This is a genomic window from Geodermatophilus sp. DSM 45219 (assembly GCF_900104025.1).
GTDB lineage: Bacteria > Actinomycetota > Actinomycetes > Mycobacteriales > Geodermatophilaceae > Geodermatophilus.
Genome location: NZ_FNIQ01000002.1, coordinates 247,465 through 264,195 on the forward strand (window position 1 = coordinate 247,465; position 16,731 = coordinate 264,195).

The following is a 16,731-nucleotide window of genomic DNA, read 5'->3' on the forward strand; positions in this document are numbered from 1 at the left end:
ATGCGTCGCGCCCGGATCAGCCCTGGATCAGTGCCGCGACGCGGTCGACAGCGCGGCGGCCGATGCCGGGGTGCACGAGCTGGTCGACGGTGAGCGTGATGGGAGGGTTCGCGTGACCGGGACGAGTCCTCCAGCACGACGAGCCTGGTACGGAACGTGCGATCGGCGCTGTCCGAGCTCGGTGGACCGCTCCAGCGGAGCGCAGGGTCCCCCGTTGCACGGGCCGCGATGCCCGTTGCCCGGGCTCGGGGGGAGGAGCAGAGTGGGCCGCGCGGCGATGCCGCAGGGGCGTCGCCGTCACCCGGGGAGGAGTGGCGGCATGTACGCCCGAACCACCACGATGCGAGTACGGCCCGAGGCCGTCGACGACCTCATCGCCTTCGTCCGCGACGACGTCATGCCGATGGTCACCGAGCTCGACGGCTGCGTCGGTCTCTCGGTCCTGAGCGATCGCGACACCGGTCGGTGCATCGTCACCAGTGCCTGGGAGACCGTGGACGCGATGCACGCGAGTGCTGGGCAGATCCGCGCGTCACGGGAACGGGCAGCCGAGCGGTTCGGCGCCGTACCCGACGTCCAGGAATGGGAGATCGCCGTCCTGCACCGGGCACACCGGACCGGGGACGGCGCCTGTGCGCGGGTGACGTGGGCCCGGACCGACGCTGCGGGCCTGGACCGGGTCACCCACGCCTACCGGGAGAGCCTGATGCCCTGGTGGGAGGAGACGCCCGGATTCTGCAGCAACAGCCTCATGGTCGACCGCCGTGACGGCCGATGCGCCTCGGCAGTCGTGTTCGAGGACCGCGAGGCCATGGCGAACACCCGCGACCAGTTCACGACCCTGCGCGAGGAGTTCTCGAGCCGGATGGGGGTGGAGATCCTCGAGGTCGCGGAGTTCGACCTCGCCCTGGCACATCTCCGGGTACCCGAGACCGTCTGACCGATCGCCCCGGCCGGTCCCCACGCCCTCCTCCACGACGGACGACGTCGGATCCCGATGGCCGTCGCGAGGTCTCGACGTGCGCGGTGCGCCTCGCTGGAGGCCGTGCTCACCGCGGCGACCCGCTCAGGGGATCGACGTCCGACCCGAGGGCCGCTCCGTCCGCCTCGCCCGTGCGGGCGGCCATCCCTGCCGCCCCCGCAGCCGCCACTGCGGTGACAGCGAGCGCCGAGACGGGCGGGAGGAGGCCTCGGGTGAGGGCACGGAACCCTGGGGAATCGCTCAGCTCACCTGTCCTGCGACCTCGCCCTCGGGCGACCAGGAGGCACCGATGATGACAGTGGTGACCACGACCAGGCTGCTGCCGGGTGGAGAGGCGGAGTGGGACGCCGCGTTGCGAGCCCGGTTCGACTCCGCCCGTGAGCGGCCGGGTTGGATCTCCGGTCAGCTCCTCACCTCGGACGACGAGAGCTCGACCCGCGTGATCGTCGGGACCTGGCGCAGCCGCGAGGACTGGGAGGCGTGGCACTCCGATCCTGCGTTCCTCGATCAGCGAGCCACCCTGCAACGCCTGGAAGCGGAACCCAGCCACTCGGAGTGGTTCCGGGTGGTGGCCGACGCCCGCGCCGGCGACCGGGCCTGACGCCTCCGCGGGGGCCGACGGCCGGAGCGTTCGCCCCCGTGACGCCGTGACACGCGGCCCCAGGTGCGACGGACCGTCGGGCCGGTCGATCCATGGGAACGGAGCCGCACCGCGCTCCTCCCCCACCGCGGGAGGGTCCGGGGGTCCTGGGGTCAGGAACTCGGGGTCGTCGCGTGTCAGGGCCTGCGAGGGTCCCGTGACACCCGCCTGGCACCCCGCGCCGTCCGTCCGGTGTCCGACTGATGGCCGACAGGCTGTCGCGGGGGTCGATGGGGGGACCCAGATCGGGCCAGGGAGCGGATCGCTTGTTGTTGCGCACGGACGTCGTCCGGTCTGTGCTGGACCTGCTCCGACCGCGGAGCAGTCACGAGGGAGATCCCGATGCCCCCCACCGCCGGCACGGCCCAGGTCTCATCCGTCCGTCGCGTCATCGTGGCCAGTCTCGTGGGCACCTCGCTCGAGTGGTACGACTTCTTCATCTACGGCACGGCCGCGGCCCTGGTGTTCAACCAGCTCTTCTTCCCCAGTTTCGACCCGCTGGTCGGCACGCTGCTCGCGTTCACGACGTACGCGGTCGGTTTCGTGGCCCGCCCGCTGGGCGGGATCGTCTTCGGCCACTACGGCGACAAGCTCGGCCGCAAGAACGTGCTCGTGGTGACGCTGCTGCTCATGGGCATCGCCACCTTCCTCATCGGCGTGCTGCCCACGTACGCGACGATCGGCGTGTGGGCCCCGGTCCTGCTGGTGGCGATGCGCTTCCTGCAGGGCCTCGGACTCGGCGGCGAGTGGGGCGGGGCCGTGCTGATGACGCTGGAGTCCGGCGCCGCGCACCGCCGCGGGCTGAACGCCAGCTGGCCCCAGGTCGGGGTGCCCATCGGGCTGCTGCTGGCCAACGGGGTGCTGTCGCTGATGGGCGCCGTCACCTCGGAGTCGGCCTTCGTCGACTGGGGGTGGCGGGTCCCGTTCCTGCTCAGCGGCGTCCTGGTGATCGTGGGGCTGTGGATCCGGCTGTCGATCGCCGAGAGTCCACTGTTCCGCGAGGTGCAGGAGCACGATGCCGAGGTCAGGGCGCCCATCGTCGACGTGGTGCGCCGGTATCCGTCGCGGGTGCTGCTCGCGATCGGGGCGCGGATCGGCGTCGACGTCGCGTTCTACACCTTCATCCTGTTCGTCACGACGTACGTCGTGACGTACCTGGGCCTGCCCAGCAGCTACGCGCTCAACGCGGTCCTGATCGCGGCCGCGGTGCAGGTGTTCCTGATCCCGTGGTTCGGCGTGCTGTCGGACAGGTTCGGACGCCGACCGGTCTACCTGTTCGGCGCGGTCGGCGCCGCGGTGTGGGTCTTCGCGTTCTTCGCCCTGCTGGACACCGGCCGCTTCGTCCTCATCGCCCTCGCGACCGTGGTCGCGCTGTTCTTCCACGCCGCGATGTACGGCCCGCAGGCCTCGTTCATCGCCGAGCTGTTCCCGACCCGGGTCCGCTACACCGGCGCCTCCATGGGCTACCAGCTGGCGGGGATCTTCGGCGGAGCCCTGGCCCCCATCGTCTCGGTGGCCCTGCTCGACCGCTTCGACACCTCCGTGGCCGTCTCCGTCTACGTGGTCGCGGTCCTCGCCCTCACCACGGTCTGCGTCCTCCTGGCGCCGGAGACCTCGCGGATCGACCTGCACGCCGACCCGGCCACCGCGGGCCCGATGGAGCGGGAGAACCGGTGACCCCGTCCCCGCTGTCGGACGGCCGAGCGGACCCGACGGCGCCCGGGAGGACCGCTGTCCGGCGGCTGGCGCCCCGCGTCGGCCGGGCGAGCCGGCCGGAGGAGGTCAGCAGGGGGCTCTAGCGTCTCCCGACGTGACCGATGGGTTCGACGCGGACGATGCGCCCGGCGCCCTCGGGGAGCTGACGGGCTACGAGCTGTGGGACCGCACCCAGCAGGCCGGGCAGCAGGCGGCCGCAGCGTACGGGCGGATGATCGACGCCCGGTCGGCGCGGGCGCGGGTCGCCGTGGCGCCGGAGTTCCTGCGGCGGGTGCGTCAGCTGCTGGCGCTGCGGCTCGTGGCGGTCGTCGGGGACCGGCGGCGGGCGTTCCCGCGGAGCGTGCCGCCGGCCGGCGGTCACGGCGTCGCCGCGCTGTGGGCGGAGGTGTTCTGGGCGGCGCGGGCCCGGTCTCCGGACGGCGGCTCCGGTGTGCTGGAGGCGGCCGACGCGTCGATCCGGGGGCTGCTGACGCTGGAGCCGTCGGACCTGGCCGACCCCGACACGCTGCGGGCGTGGTGGGCGCGGCTGGAGCTCGTGGAGGAGACCTTCGGCGGCCTGGAAATGGAGGCCCAGGCGACGCTGGACACGCTGCGGGCCGCCGTCGACCCCGAGCGGCAGGTGCGCCCGGAGTCGTCCTGACCCCCGCCGTCCCCAGTGGGAGACGGAGGGGCCTCGACCGGTCCGGCCGGCGGTGGGCGGCGCCCCCGCGTCATGCCACGACGCGGGCGGCAGCGGGGGCACCCGGCTCGGGCCCGGCGACGATCCAGCTCGTGCGCCCGTGCAGCGGCGGGGTCTTGGTGCCGTCGGTGAACCACACGACGACTCCCCCGTGGGCCCGGCAGCGCGAGCGCACCACCCGGACCCTGCTCCCCTGTCTGGTCCTGGTCGGCCGGACCAACGGCAGGCCGAAGTCGGTGCCGACGACGTCGCTGGTGAGGACCGGCTCACCGGCGGCCAGGTTGCTCGTCGAGACGGTGGTCATGGGTGCCTCCCGGGCAGGGACCGGTCGGACGACCGGTCCGGGACGTTCGTTCCTCCGGCTGGGCCGCCGCGGTCCGAGGCGCTCAGTCCCGTCGGGTGCCGTTCCGCGTGACCCGGATCGTCTGCGGGCTGCGGACCCTCCGGGTCGGCACGACCTCACCCAGCTCGGCCAGCCGCTCGACCGCGCCCTCCTTGTCGACCTGCGTGCGCAGGCCACCGCCGGACCACTCGCAGTACAGGTCGTCGGCCGGCCCGGACCGGCCCCGCAGCCGCTCCCGCGCGAACTCCTTGTGCCGCCTGGCCTCGTTCTCCGCGGCCCGCCAGGCGTCGTAGTCGTGGACGGCGCCGACGTAGTCCTGGTCGGTGACCGTCAGGCGGGACTGGCGGGAGACGTCGCCCTCGGTCTCCTGGTCCACGGGCGGGCCCCAGCACAGGTCCAGGAACGGGCACCAGTCGCACATGGTGTCCACACCGGGCCCGAACCCGTCGCGAGGGACGGTGTCGACCCCCTCGTCCTCCACGGCGGCGTACACCTCGGTGAGCCACAGGAGGGCCTCGGCGGTCAGCGCCGGGTCGTGGTCGGCCTCGAAGACGACGTCCTCGCCGGAGTCGCGGGAGAGGTAGCGGATGCGCAGCCCCTCGACCTCCTGCCCGGTGCCGGCCGGGAGCCGCCGGTCGTGGACCTGCCCGGTGCGCAGGAGCCAGGCGTAGACGGCGACCTGGAACCAGTGCTTGGTGGGCACCCCCCGGGTGAGGACCCGCTCGAACCCGAACCGGGACGTGGTCTTGAGGTCCTCGACGACCGGCGTGTGCCACCAGTCGCAGCGGCCCTTGACCTGCTCGCCCTTCAGCCCGACCTCGGTCAGCCCGCCGTACTGGCGGCGGAGGGCGCGCAGCACCCCGCGGTGCAGCTCGGTGCCGAGGAAGGCCTGCAGGCCGGTGCGGGTGTTGGTGGGCCGGCGCCGGGCGACCCGGTAGGCCGCCCGGCGCCGGCACTCGCCGAGCTCGGAGGCGCCGATCATCCGCTGCCGGGAGCGGGCCCGGCGGCGGTCGAGGTCACGGACCGCCGCGGCCAGGCTCGGGGCCGCCCGCCGCTCGGCGGCGCTGGGGCGGGCGGGCAGGACCGCCGTCACGCGGAGATCTCCTGCTGCCCCGCCAGACCCGCCCGCTGCGTGGCGATCACCTCGCGGACGAGCGCGGTCAGCCGCTTGGTGGCCACGTGCTCGGCGGGCCGGCCGAACCGCTTCCCGATTTCGTCGTCGGTCACGCCCAGGGACTCCAGGCTGGCGAGCACGCCCCGGCGGGCTGCGGTGAGCCGGCGCTCCCGCGGGTCGTCCGGGGTGGGCGAGGGCTCCAGCAGCGGGTTGGCCGGCGCCGCCTCGCGGTCGGTCGCCGCGGAGGCGGCCGCGGCGGCGGCCCGGGCAGCCTCCACGACCGCGGCGGGGGTCGTCGGCGCGGACGGCACCGGCGTCGCCCCGGCCGCGCGCCGGCCGGCGGGGTGGGCCTTCACCGACGCCTCGAGGAACTCCTCGTGCCGGGCCTGGATCAGCTCCCCGACGGTGTACGAGCCGCTGGGCGTCGGGACGTCGACCTGCAGCAGCGCGCCGCGGTTGGCCGCGGCCCACACCTCGCGCAGGTCGTCGTCGTCCCCGGCGTCCTGGATCCGGGCGACCAGGTCGGCGACGTCGGGCTCGCTCCGCTGGCCGGTCCGGCCGGTCCGGGCCTCCTCGGTGCCCTCGTGCTCGAGCAGACCGCCGCCGTGGAAGGAGACGAGCTCCCGGACGTGCGCGGTGCCCGGGTCGCACTTCAGGGCGTCGAAGACCAGCCACTCCAGCAGCCGGCCGTCCACCTTCGGGTCGGTGACCTCCTTGGCCGGGTCGGCGTTCGGCTTGATGCCCACGTGCACGCTGCGCGCGCCGACGATGAGGGGGCGGCGTCCGCGGCGCAGCCGCACCCAGACGGTGGCCGCGTAGGGGAACTCCCGGTGGGTCTGCACCGACCAGGTCTTCTGCCCCTCGATCGGCCGGCCGTGGGCGTCGACCTCGGTGACCTCCTTGCCGCGGGCGGTCACCACCACGACGCCGGGGAAGGTGAGCAGCTCGGTCTGCAGCTTGCGCCAGCGGGCGCCGGCGTCGTTCCACAGGTTCTGGCTGATGACGATCTCGGCGTTGGGGTCGCGCTTGAGCAGCTCGCGGTTGCGGGCCGACTTCGCCGCGCGGGCGCTCGCCCAGTCCTTGAGGCCGTCCCAGATCGCCGAGCCGGTGTCGATGGCGAGCACCACCGGCGGCTCCCCGGCTTCGGCCGCGCGGCGCGCCTCGGCCTTCACCGCCTGGACGGCGGCCAGCACCGAGGCGTAGGAGCCGTCGTGCTCGACCAGCTGGTAGTTCGCCCCGGGGACGGCGCCGTACTCGTCACCGGCGCCCTCGTTGAGGTCGATCCAGTACAGCGCACCGATCCGGTCGCTGGCGCTGAACTGGGCGAGGGCGAACGACTTTCCCGCCTTCTCCTCCCCCTCCAGGAGGATGCAGGGCCACGGCACGCGGCCGGTGGGCTGACGGGTCTTGAGGCCAGAGAGGGCCATGGTGAACTCCTCGTCGACATGGGGAAGATGTCGACCCGAAAGCTACGAGCGGGCACTGACACATCTGCGCGGCATCCGCAAGCCCGTCGACCTGGACCTGGCGAACGCGCAGGTCAGCGGCCCACCCCGGCGTGTCGGCGTTCGCTCCCGGCGTAACCGCGCGCGACGGTCTCCGGAACCGGCGCGCAGCCGGTGCGGAACGGCCGACCGCGGAGGCGGTGGGCGAGTGCGGTGTGCCGGCGCCCGGAGCCGGTGGCGCGGACGGCCTGGGCGAGGGCCCGGGGCGAGCCGACGAGGACGACGAGCTGCTTGGCGCGGGTGACGGCGGTGTAGAGCAGGTTCCGCTGCAGCATCATCCAGGCGCTGGTGGTCAGCGGGACGACGACGCAGGGGTACTCGCTGCCCTGGGAGCGGTGCACGGTGACGGCGTAGGCGTGGACGAGCTCGTCCAGCTCCGCGAAGTCGTAGTGGATCGCCTCGTCCTCGTCGGTGACGACGGTGAGGGTCTGCTCGACGGTGTCGATGGCGGTGACGACGCCCTGGGTGCCGTTGAAGACCCCGTTCGCGCCCTTGTCGTAGTCGTTGCGGATCTGGCTGACCTTGTCCCCGACGCGGAACACCCGCCCGCCGAAACGCTTCTCCGCGCGGTCGGGCCGAGCGGGGGTGAGCGCGTCCTGCAGCAGCTCGTTGAGCGCGGCGGCGCCGGCCGGCCCGCGGTGCACCGGGGTCAGCACCTGGACGTCGCGGCGGGGGTCGAGGCCGAAGCGGGCCGGGATCCGGCGGACGACGACGTCCACGGTGAGCCGGGCGGCCTCCTCCGCGTCGTCGGTGCCGAACAGGAAGAAGTCGTCGAGGCCGCGGACCTGGGGGGCGCTGCCGGCGTTGATCCGGTGGGCGTTGGTCACCACCCCCGACCGGCTGGCCTGGCGGAAGACCTGGGTCAGGCGCACGTGCGGGATCGGGCTGCCCTCGGCGAGCAGGTCGCGCAACACCTCGCCCGCGCCGACCGAGGGCTGCTGGTCGACGTCGCCGACCAGCAGCAGGTGCGCACCCGGCGGAACGGCCCGAACCAGCTTGTTGGCCAGCAGCAGGTCCAGCATCGAGGACTCGTCGACCACCACCAGGTCGGCCTGCAGCGGCCGGTCGCGGTCGAAGGCGGCGTCCCCGCCCGGCCTCAGCTCCAGGAGGCGGTGCACGGTCCCCGCCTCGACCCCGGTCAGCTCGGCGAGCCGCTTCGCCGCCCGGCCGGTGGGGGCCGCCAGCAGGACCCGGGCTCCCTCGGCCGCCGCGAGGGTGACGACCGACCGCACCGTGAAGCTCTTGCCGCAGCCGGGTCCACCGGTGAGGACGGCGACCTTCTCGGTCAACGCCAGGCGCACCGCGTCCCGCTGGCCGCCCGCCAGCTCCGCGCCGGTGCGCCGGTGCAGCCACGCCAGGGCGGCGTCCCAGTCCACCCCGGCGAAGGCGGGCATCCGGTCGGTGTCGGCACTCGCCAGCCTCCGCAGCCCCGCGGCCAGGGAGACCTCCGCCCGGTGGAAGGGGACCAGGTAGTACGCCACGACCGGGGGCTCCCCGTCCTCCCCGGCCAGTTCCTCGCGGACGACGTGCTGGTCGGCGACCAGCACGGCCAGGCCGTGCCCGACCAGGTCTGCCGGAACCTCCAGCATCTCGACCGCCCGGGGAACCAGGTCGGTCTCCGGCAGGAAGCAGTGCCCCTGCCCGGTCGCCTCGGAGAGCACGAACTGCAGGCCCGCCTCGACCCGCGGCAGGCTGTCGTGCGGGATCCCCACCGCGGCCGCGATCGCGTCCGCGGTCCGGAACCCGATCCCCCACACCTCCGCGGCCAGCCGGTAGGGCTCGGCGCGGACCACGCCGATCGAGGCGTCGCCGTACTGGCGGTAGATCCGCACGGCCAGCGAGGTGGAGACGCCCACCCCCTGCAGGAAGACCATCACCTCCTTGATGGCCCGCTGCTCCTCCCACGCCGCGGTGATCAGCCGGGTCCGCTTCGGGCCCAGGTTCGGCACCTCGGTGAGCCGCCCGGGTTCCTCCTCGATGACCCGGAGCGCGTCGGTGCCGAAGTGGTCCACGATCCGCTCGGCCAGCCGCGGACCGATCCCCTTGACCAGCCCCGAGCCCAGGTAGCGGCGGATCCCCTGCACCGTGGCCGGCAGCACGGTGGTGTAGTCCTCGACCTGGAACTGCCGGCCGTACTGGGGATGGGCTCCCCACCGTCCCCGCAGGCGCAGCGTCTCCCCCGGTTGCGCGCCCAGCAGCGACCCCACCACGGTGACCAGGTCACCGCCCCGCCCGGTGTCCACCCGGGCCACGGTGTAGCCGGTCCGGGCGTCGGCGAAGGTGATCCGCTCCAGCGTCGCCTCCAGGACCGCTCCGCTCCGCGTCTCCCGCACCGCCACCCCCTCACCACCGCGCCGTCCCACCACCGATGGTCACACCGCCCGGGGACACCTCCGCGGTCCCCGCCCCTGGGAACCGGCTCCCGACGCGGCGGACCGCCCCGGCACGGCGCGAGCGGCGCAGCCGTCCTCCCGCCGCTCCGCGGAACGGAACTGTCAGCAGGTCCGCATAGCCTCCGGACGCTCACCCGAGCGCTGCACCGACGACACGGAGGACCGGATCATGGCCGGCGAGACTGTCATCACCGTCATCGGCAACCTGACCAGCGACCCCGAGCTGCGCTGGACGCCCTCGGGCGCGGCGGTCGCCAACTTCACCATCGCGTCCACCCCGCGCACCCTGGACCGCCAGACCCAGGAGTGGAAGGACGGCGACGCGCTCTTCCTGCGCTGCAACGTGTGGCGGCAGGCGGCGGAGAACGTCGCCGAGTCGCTGACCCGCGGTTCGCGGGTGATGGCACAGGGCCGCCTCAAGCAGCGCTCGTTCGAGACCAAGGAGGGCGAGAAGCGCACCGTCGTCGAGCTGGAGGTCGACGAGATCGGCCCGTCGCTGCGCTACGCGACGGCGACGGTCGCCAAGGCCGCCCGTCCCGATGGCCGTCCCGGCGGCGGAACCGGGGCAGGTGAGGGTGGCTCCGCGGCCGGGCGAGCCGGCTCGGACGACCCCTGGGCGGCGCCGGCCGGCGACCTCGGCGAGGCACCCCCCTTCTGAGGGCCCCTGCTCCCAGCCACTCGCGGGCTCGCGGTGGGTCCTTGCAGGGGCCGGCCGGGACCCGGGACGCGGTCGGCGGGACCCCACCGGTGTCGCCGACCGCGTCACACCGGCCTTCCAGCGGTCGAGGAGCGCGCCGGCGAGCGGTCGACCGCTCGGCGGCGGGAGGCCGGCGACCGGCTCGTCGCGGCCCTGCGGGCGAACCGTCGTCCGGGAGACGAGACGGCCGCACGGCGACCGGGCCCGCGACCGTCCTCCGGCAGCAGAATGGAGGAGCACACCTCATCGATGGGATCGTCATGGGCGCCGTGAAGACGTGGAACGTCCGAGTGGACATCGACGAACACGAGGGCCGCACCCGTGCGGTCGCCCGTCTGCGCACGGACGGGAACCAGTCGCTGGCCGGCACCGGTCTCGCGCGGCTCAATCCCGCCGACCGCGACGTCCCGGAGATCGGGGACGAGCTCGCGGTCGCCCGGGCGCTGTCGGAGCTGAGCCACCGCCGGCTCGACGTGGCCGCCGGGGACATCGAGCAGAGCAGCGGTGAGCCGGCCCATCCGGTGCTGTGAGCTCGAGGCGGAGGGCGGCCTCCGCGGGTGCAGGCGATCCGCGGGGACCTGACGGGAGCCGGACCCCCGTCTGCCTGGACGGCGGACGGCGGGCCGGTCGTGGCTACGCCTCCGCCATGGCCGCGTCCGCGGCCTCCGGGTCCTCGACCTGCCCGACGGTCGGCCCTGGGTGCCCCGGCACCATCGGGCCGTCGCCCGCGGGATCGAGCACGTCGTTCTCGAACCACTCGTAGCGACCGGAGAGCACCTGCTGTGCTGCCGCGTACTGGGCCTCGTCGTCGTTGGCCCACAGCTCCCTGAACAGCCGCTCGGCGCGACGGCGGGCCTGGCCGCAGAACAGGTCGGCCAGTTCGAACGCCTGCTGCCTGCGGTCGGGCCGCTCGCGGGCGAGGGTGTCGACGTACAGGCACGCGCACGTGATCGCGTAGAGCTCGGCGCCGATGTCCACGATCCGACCGAGCAGGTGGCCCTTCTGCTCCAGGCGCGCCCGGTAGCGGCCCATCGCGTAGAAGGTCGAGCGCGCGAGCTTGCGCGAGCGGCGCTCGACGTAGCGCAGGTGCTCGGCCAGCTCGCCGAACTCCGAGAAGGAGCCGGGACGCTGCCCGCCGCCCGTCATCAGCGTCGGGAACCACGAGGCGTAGAAGGCACCTGCCTTCGCGACGGCCTTCGCCTTGCCGGCCAGGCCGGAGTCGCCGAACACCACGTCCCCCGCGACCTGCAGGTGCCGGTCCACGGCCTCCCGGGCGATCAGCAGGTGCATGATCTCGGTGGAGCCCTCGAAGATGCGGTTGATGCGCATGTCGCGCAGCATCTGCTCGGCCGGCACCGGCTTCTCCCCGCGCTGGGCCAGCGACTCGGCGGTCTCGTAGCCGCGGCCGCCCCGGACCTGGACCATCTCGTCGACGGCGGTCCAGCCGAGTTCGGAGCCGTAGAGCTTCGCGAGCGCGGCCTCGATGCGGATGTCGTTGCGCTCGTCGTCGGCGAGGCGGCTGGACACGTCGAGCATCGCCTCCAGGCCGAACGCCGTGCCCGCCAGCCAGGCGAGCTTCTGCGCGATCGGGTCGTGCTCCCCGATGGGCCGGCCCCACTGCCGGCGCTCGGCCGACCACTCGCGCGCGATCTTGAGCGAGTACTTGACCGCTGACAGGCAGAACGCCGGCAGCGACAGGCGACCGGTGTTGAGCGTGGTGAGCGCGATCCGCAGGCCCTTGCCCTCGCCGCCGATGACGTCCTCGGTGGGGACGAGGACGTCGTCGAACCGGGTCACCGAGTTCTCGATGCCCCTGAGCCCCATGAAGCCGTTGCGGTGCTCGACCGTGATGCCCTCGCGGTCGGTCGGGCAGATGAACGCGGTGATGCCGCCCGCGTGGCCCTCGGACCTGGGGACGACGGCCATGACCACCACCACGTCGGCGATCGCGCCGTTGGTCGCCCACAGCTTCGTGCCGCTGATCCGGTAGCCGGTGCCGTCCTCGGTCGGGACCGCGGTGGTGCTCATGCGCGCCGGGTCCGAGCCGACGTCCGGCTCGGTGAGCAGGAACGCCGAGATGTGGTCCGTGGCCACCTTGGGGAGCCATGTGCGCTTCTGCTCCTCGGAGCCGAAGAGGCGCAGCGGCTCGGGCAGGCCGATCGACTGGTGCGCGGACAGCAGCGTCGAGATCGACGAGTGCCAGGTGCCGGCCGTGGCCAGCGCCTTGTTGTAGTAGACCTGGTTCAGCCCGAGCCCCCCGTACTCCACGGGGATCTTCATGCCGAGGGCGCCCAGGTCCGCGAGGCCCCGGACGACGTCCGCGGGGATCTTCGCCTCGCGCTCGATCTGCTGCCGGTCGACGCGCTCGGTGAGGAAGGCGCGGAGGCTCGTCAGGAACGCCTCGCCCTTCTCGACCGCGGCCGGATCGGGCTCGGGCTGCGGGTGGACCAGGTCGAGGCGGAAGCTGCCGAGGAAGAGCTCCCTGCCGAACGACGGCCTGGCCCACTGCGTCTCGCGGCCGGCCTCGGCGACCCGCTTCGACTGCTGGTACGAGGGATTCGACGCCATGGGCCAGCATCACCCCCTGGCCGCTCGGTCGACAACGGACCTCGGCGCCGGGAGGCCGGATGGCCGGGTGGCGGACACCGACGGCGAGCTGCGGGCCTGCGTCGGTCCGACGTCCCGTCCTGCGCGTTCGTCCCACGTCGAGTGCGTGCCTGCCACGGGTGGGGGGTCTGCGGAGGCCTCCGGACGGTCTCGCCCCTGCGCCACGCCGGTCCGGAGGCCCCGCGGTCCGGCGACCGCGGGGCCTCCGTCGCTGCTCGACCGGTCCCTGCCCTGGGCCCGTCGGTCAGGCCGCGCCCGACTGCGGCACGGCCGACAGCGCGTCGGTCAACAACGTGACGAGCGCCTCGAGCTGCACGTCGGCCGACGACGAGACCTCCTCGTCGGACCCGTCGAGCGCCCGGGCGGCGAGCCCTGCCTTGCTGTCGATCAGCTCGGCGATCCGGGCGTCGATGGTCTGCGCGGCGATGATGCGCCACGCGGTGACCGGTTCGGTCTGGCCGATGCGGTGGCTGCGATCGATGGCCTGGGTCTGCTCCGCGTCGGTCCAGGACAGCTCGGCGAGCACGACGTTCGAGGCGACCTGCAGGTTCAGGCCCACGCCGGCCGCGGTCAGGGAGCAGACCGCGACGGCGACGTCCGGGTCGTCGACGAAGGCGTCGATGTTCCGCTGCCGCGACGCAGGCGTCTGGTCGCCCCGGATGGACGAGAACCGGACCCCCTGCCGGGCGAAGGCGTCCTCGGCGGCGTCCATCACGTCGACGTGCTTGGCGAAGAAGACGACCTTGCCGGCGCTGCGGGCCAGCTGCGCCGCGTAGTCCGCGGCGAGGCCGGCCTTCGCCCGGCCGATGCGCCGCATCATGCTGAACACGTTCTCGCCGGCCTGCGCGGTCGCGTCCTTGAGCTCCGACCGGGCCACCCGGCGCACGAGGTCGGTGTCGATGCCCTCGACGTCGACGCCGGACGAACGGTTCGCCAGCGCGGTCTCGTACCGCGCCACCATCCGGCGGGCGAGGTCCCGCTCGGCCGCCCGGATCGAGCGGCCGGCCGGCCCGTCCAGCTCGACGGGCAGGTCGGCGATGCGGCGGGCGGGGATGTCGGCCGCCACGTCGACCTTGCGCCGGCGGACGATCCCGAGGTCGATGACGCACGACCGGGCAGCCGGGTAGAACCCCGGGTCGGCGGGTGTCAGGCCGGTGTCCTCCAGCGCGTCCATCAGGTCGCCCAGCGGCTTGGTCTCGTCGATCCAGCCGAGGAACTGCCAGATCGCCCGGAAGTCCTCGATGTCGTTGATCAGCGGGGTCCCGGTCAGGGCCATCAGCAGCGGCCGCGGGGTGCGGGACCGGATGCGCTCGGACAGCTCCAGGACGTGCTGCGAGCGCTGGGAGCTCTTGTTCTTGATGAAGTGCGCCTCGTCGACGACCATCCCGCGGAAACCGAAGTCGCCGATCCAGCCCACGTGGCGGTCGAGCACCTCGTAGTTCACGACGATGACGTCGGCGAAACCGTCGATCGTGTCGCCGTCACCCTGGACCACGGTGGCCGCCCGGTGGGGCGTCCAGCGGCCGGCCTCCCGGGCCCAGTTGGTCTTGACGACGTTCGGCACCACCACGAGCAGCGGGTAGGCGTTCGCCGCCTCCGCGGCGAGCAGTGCCTGGGCCGTCTTGCCCAGACCCGGCTCGTCGGCGAGGAGGAAGGTCCGGTGACCGGCCGCGGCCGCGGCGACGAGCTGGGCCTGGTGCGGCATCAGCTCCAGACCCTCCCCCGCGCTCCGCGACGACGGTGCGGGCAGGGGCATGCACGCCGGGTCCCCGCTCCCGGCGCGCTCGAAGGAGCTGAGGAGCGGGCCGAGCAGTTCCCAGCCGGCCAGGCGGCGCGGACGGGAGGCGCGCTGCGGAGCGGTGGAGAAGTCGGGCGCGAGGAAGGGGTTGGCCAGCTGTCGGGAGATCACCGACTGCGGCACGACGCGGCGCTCGGGAGTCGCGGGCGCGGCCGGGGCCTCCACCGGCGGGACCTCCTCGGGGGCCGGCTCGACGCCGGCAGCCCGCTGCATCTCGCGCGCGAGGGTGCGGGAGGCGTCGGAGGCGACGGCGTCCTCGGCGAGCAGCGCCAGCAGTGCGGCGTCCCGCACAGCGGTCGTCGCGAGGATGGTCGCGATGCCGTCCAGGCGCTTGAGCTGCTCGGCCCGGTGACCGTCGCTGCCGCCCGTTCCGGCCTGGATGCGGGCGCGTTCCTCCCGCAGCAGCAGGGCGACGGCCTGGAACTGCGTGCGCACCGCAGGCGTGACCCGGCCGCGCCGGGCGGCCGCCTCGACCTCGCGGACGGCTCGGGCGAGCACCGCGACGACGTCGCCGCGGGAGCGGGCCCGTCGCTGGTCCCGCGGGGCGGTACGGCGAGCGCCCGCCTGGCGCTGGCCTCCTCGTGCCACAGACTCCTCCTCCTGCTGCCGGCGCGGTGGCGCGGCAGCATGCCGCGCGGTCCCGCGAACGGGGCGCACCGCGCCCCGGACGAGACGGCCTGGTCCTCCGAACGCCCAGCCGACCGGCGGATCCCCGAGGATCGACGCCACGGGCCCCGGCAGGCTCTCGAGGGGACCCGGAGCGCCGAGGGTGGGCTGGTGATCACGGACCGAGACGTCGACGCCGGACGACCGGCTCCGGTCTCGTCGTCACCGACTCTCTCATGCCAACGCCTGCGAGGGCGCCAGATTCCCGGCCCGTCGTCCGATCCACCGGGAACGGCCGGGATGGTCGGGGGCGCTGGAACAGCCCCGGGCCGGACGGCGCTGGTGCTGCCGTGACCGACACGGAGCCGCGGCTCTCCCTGCTCGACCGGTCCCGCACCCGGGTCGGCGAGCCCGACGCCGCGGCGCTCGGCGGCACCGTCGCGCGCGCCGTGCGCGCCGAGCAGCTCGGGTTCGACCGGTTCTGGGTGGCCGAGCACCACGGGGTGCCCGGGGTCGCCGGCGCAGCCCCCGCGGTGCTGCTGGCCGCCCTCGCCGGCCGGACGACGACCATCCGGCTCGGCTCGGCCGGCGTCATGCTGCCGCACCACCAGCCGCTCGTGGTCGCCGAGCAGTTCGCCACGCTGTCGGCCCTCGCGCCCGGCCGGGTCGACCTGGGCCTGGGCCGCTCCCCCGGCTTCACCGCTCCGGTGCGCCGGGCCCTGCGGGAGACCGACCGCGACTTCCCCGCCGACCTCGCCGAACTGCGGGCGTTCCTGACCGGGACCGCGGAGATCACCCTGCACCCGCAGCCGGCCGGCGGGGTGCCGCTGCACGTGCTGGCCACCGGGCGCGGCCTGCAGGTCGCGGCCGAGCTCGGGCTGCCGGTCATCGTCGGCGGGCCGCTGCTGGGGGTGGCCGGCGACCCGGAGCCCGGGCTGGCGGCGCTGGCCGGCTACCGGCGCGCCTTCCGGCCCTCGGCGCAGCAGCCGGAGCCGCGGGTGGCGATCAGCCTCGACGTCCTGGTCGCCGACACCGCCGCGGAGGCCGCCGACCTGCTGCTGCCCGAGGCGTGGGCGATGGCGCAGGCCCGCACCACGGGCACCTTCCCGGCGCTGGAGCCGGTGGCCGCCGTCCGGGCCGCCGCCCGCACCCCGCGCCAGCAGCAGTACCTCGAGCAGACCGCCGCCGCGGCGGTCGCCGGCACCGCAGCCCAGGTCGAGCGCCGGCTCGCCGAGCTGCTCGACCGCACGGGGGCCGCCGAGCTGGCCGCCGCCGGCAGCACCTTCGACCGGGCCGCCCTGGCCGCGTCCGACGCAGAGTTGGCGGAGCTGTTCGGCCGGGCCCGGTCGGCTCCGCCCGCACGGACCGCGGCGGCGTCCTGACGACGGCGCCGGCGTGCCCGGCCTGCCGCGACGGCCTCCGGGCGTGCTGAGGCAGCGACTCCTCGAGGGTGTCTTCGGCCACCGTGCGCCGCAGTCGTCCGGGCGGCCTCGCGCTGACCACGCGCCCGCGCGTCATCGAGTCGGCTCCCTGCCGGTGCGGCACGATGTCCCCGCGCCACGTCGCGGTGGCGCCGGCGTGGTGACCACCCGGCAGCGCCGGGGAGCGGCCGCCCACCTCGCCAGCACCGGCCGGAGCCCGGCCTCGGCCG

At 74.4% G+C, this 16,731-nt stretch carries 13 protein-coding genes; 7 read left to right on the top strand and 6 right to left on the bottom strand.

Annotated features, from left to right (window positions below; translation table 11 throughout):
• The first annotated feature begins 319 nt into the window (after positions 1-319).
• From BLR12_RS06175 to BLR12_RS25475, 4 genes are all read left to right on the top strand, one after another.
• Entirely contained in the window at positions 320-940 is a 621-nt protein-coding gene (locus BLR12_RS06175; RefSeq protein WP_091374976.1) for a putative quinol monooxygenase, read from the top strand.
• Between the two features lie 343 nt (positions 941-1,283).
• Positions 1,284-1,583, top strand: coding sequence for an antibiotic biosynthesis monooxygenase family protein (locus tag BLR12_RS06180; protein ID WP_218120563.1), 300 nt, complete (start codon positions 1,284-1,286; stop codon positions 1,581-1,583).
• A gap of 381 nt (positions 1,584-1,964) precedes the next feature.
• Positions 1,965-3,299, top strand: a complete 1,335-nt coding sequence (locus BLR12_RS06185) for an MFS transporter (protein WP_091374982.1) — start codon at positions 1,965-1,967, stop codon at positions 3,297-3,299.
• A gap of 133 nt (positions 3,300-3,432) precedes the next feature.
• Complete coding sequence (locus BLR12_RS25475; RefSeq protein ID WP_091374985.1) at positions 3,433-3,978, top strand: hypothetical protein; 546 nt, start codon at positions 3,433-3,435, stop codon at positions 3,976-3,978.
• 70 nt (positions 3,979-4,048) lie between these two features.
• On the opposite strand, the gene BLR12_RS06195 is transcribed toward BLR12_RS25475, so the two are convergent.
• From BLR12_RS06195 to BLR12_RS06210, 4 genes are all read right to left on the bottom strand, one after another.
• The gene (locus BLR12_RS06195) at positions 4,049-4,321 is read right to left on the bottom strand and encodes a hypothetical protein (RefSeq protein WP_091374988.1); all 273 of its coding nucleotides are present in this window, start codon (positions 4,319-4,321) and stop codon (positions 4,049-4,051) included.
• 82 nt (positions 4,322-4,403) lie between these two features.
• Entirely contained in the window at positions 4,404-5,453 is a 1,050-nt protein-coding gene (locus tag BLR12_RS06200; RefSeq protein WP_091374990.1) for a PD-(D/E)XK nuclease family protein, read from the bottom strand.
• Positions 5,450-6,901 (bottom strand): AAA family ATPase, encoded by a 1,452-nt coding sequence (locus BLR12_RS06205; protein ID WP_176832377.1) that lies wholly within the window; start codon positions 6,899-6,901, stop codon positions 5,450-5,452. The genes BLR12_RS06200 and BLR12_RS06205 overlap by 4 nt, the downstream gene beginning before the upstream one ends.
• Positions 6,902-7,014: 113 nt before the next feature.
• Positions 7,015-9,312: an SF1B family DNA helicase RecD2 gene (locus BLR12_RS06210; RefSeq protein ID WP_255363334.1), complete on the bottom strand. Its 2,298-nt coding sequence runs from the start codon at positions 9,310-9,312 to the stop codon at positions 7,015-7,017.
• A gap of 229 nt (positions 9,313-9,541) precedes the next feature.
• Between BLR12_RS06210 and BLR12_RS06215 the strand changes: the two genes are divergently transcribed.
• Entirely contained in the window at positions 9,542-10,030 is a 489-nt protein-coding gene (locus BLR12_RS06215; protein WP_091374993.1) for a single-stranded DNA-binding protein, read from the top strand.
• 299 nt (positions 10,031-10,329) lie between these two features.
• Positions 10,330-10,599, top strand: a complete 270-nt coding sequence (locus tag BLR12_RS06220) for a DUF1876 domain-containing protein (protein WP_091374995.1) — start codon at positions 10,330-10,332, stop codon at positions 10,597-10,599.
• 103 nt (positions 10,600-10,702) lie between these two features.
• On the opposite strand, the gene BLR12_RS06225 is transcribed toward BLR12_RS06220, so the two are convergent.
• Both BLR12_RS06225 and BLR12_RS06230 read right to left on the bottom strand, forming a co-directional pair.
• On the bottom strand, positions 10,703-12,637 hold the full coding sequence (locus tag BLR12_RS06225) for an acyl-CoA dehydrogenase family protein (RefSeq protein ID WP_091374998.1): 1,935 nt from the start codon (positions 12,635-12,637) through the stop codon (positions 10,703-10,705).
• Between the two features lie 283 nt (positions 12,638-12,920).
• On the bottom strand, positions 12,921-15,062 hold the full coding sequence (locus tag BLR12_RS06230; protein ID WP_091375000.1) for a DEAD/DEAH box helicase: 2,142 nt from the start codon (positions 15,060-15,062) through the stop codon (positions 12,921-12,923).
• Positions 15,063-15,430: 368 nt separating this feature from the next.
• Between BLR12_RS06230 and BLR12_RS06235 the strand changes: the two genes are divergently transcribed.
• The gene (locus BLR12_RS06235) at positions 15,431-16,462 is read left to right on the top strand and encodes an MsnO8 family LLM class oxidoreductase (protein WP_255363335.1); all 1,032 of its coding nucleotides are present in this window, start codon (positions 15,431-15,433) and stop codon (positions 16,460-16,462) included.
• The last annotated feature ends 269 nt before the right edge of the window (positions 16,463-16,731 follow it).

Bases quoted from the DNA above. Each gene is read 5' to 3' on its own strand.
- BLR12_RS06225 (WP_091374998.1), bottom strand. From the start codon at position 12,637: ATGGCGTCGAATCCCTCGTACCAGCAGTCGAAGCGGGTCGCCGAGGCC.
- BLR12_RS06195 (WP_091374988.1), bottom strand. From the start codon at position 4,321: ATGACCACCGTCTCGACGAGCAACCTGGCCGCCGGTGAGCCGGTCCTC.
- BLR12_RS06205 (WP_176832377.1), bottom strand. From the start codon at position 6,901: ATGGCCCTCTCTGGCCTCAAGACCCGTCAGCCCACCGGCCGCGTGCCG.
- BLR12_RS06185 (WP_091374982.1), top strand. From the start codon at position 1,965: ATGCCCCCCACCGCCGGCACGGCCCAGGTCTCATCCGTCCGTCGCGTC.
- BLR12_RS06215 (WP_091374993.1), top strand. From the start codon at position 9,542: ATGGCCGGCGAGACTGTCATCACCGTCATCGGCAACCTGACCAGCGAC.
- BLR12_RS06175 (WP_091374976.1), top strand. From the start codon at position 320: ATGTACGCCCGAACCACCACGATGCGAGTACGGCCCGAGGCCGTCGAC.
- BLR12_RS06220 (WP_091374995.1), top strand. From the start codon at position 10,330: ATGGGCGCCGTGAAGACGTGGAACGTCCGAGTGGACATCGACGAACAC.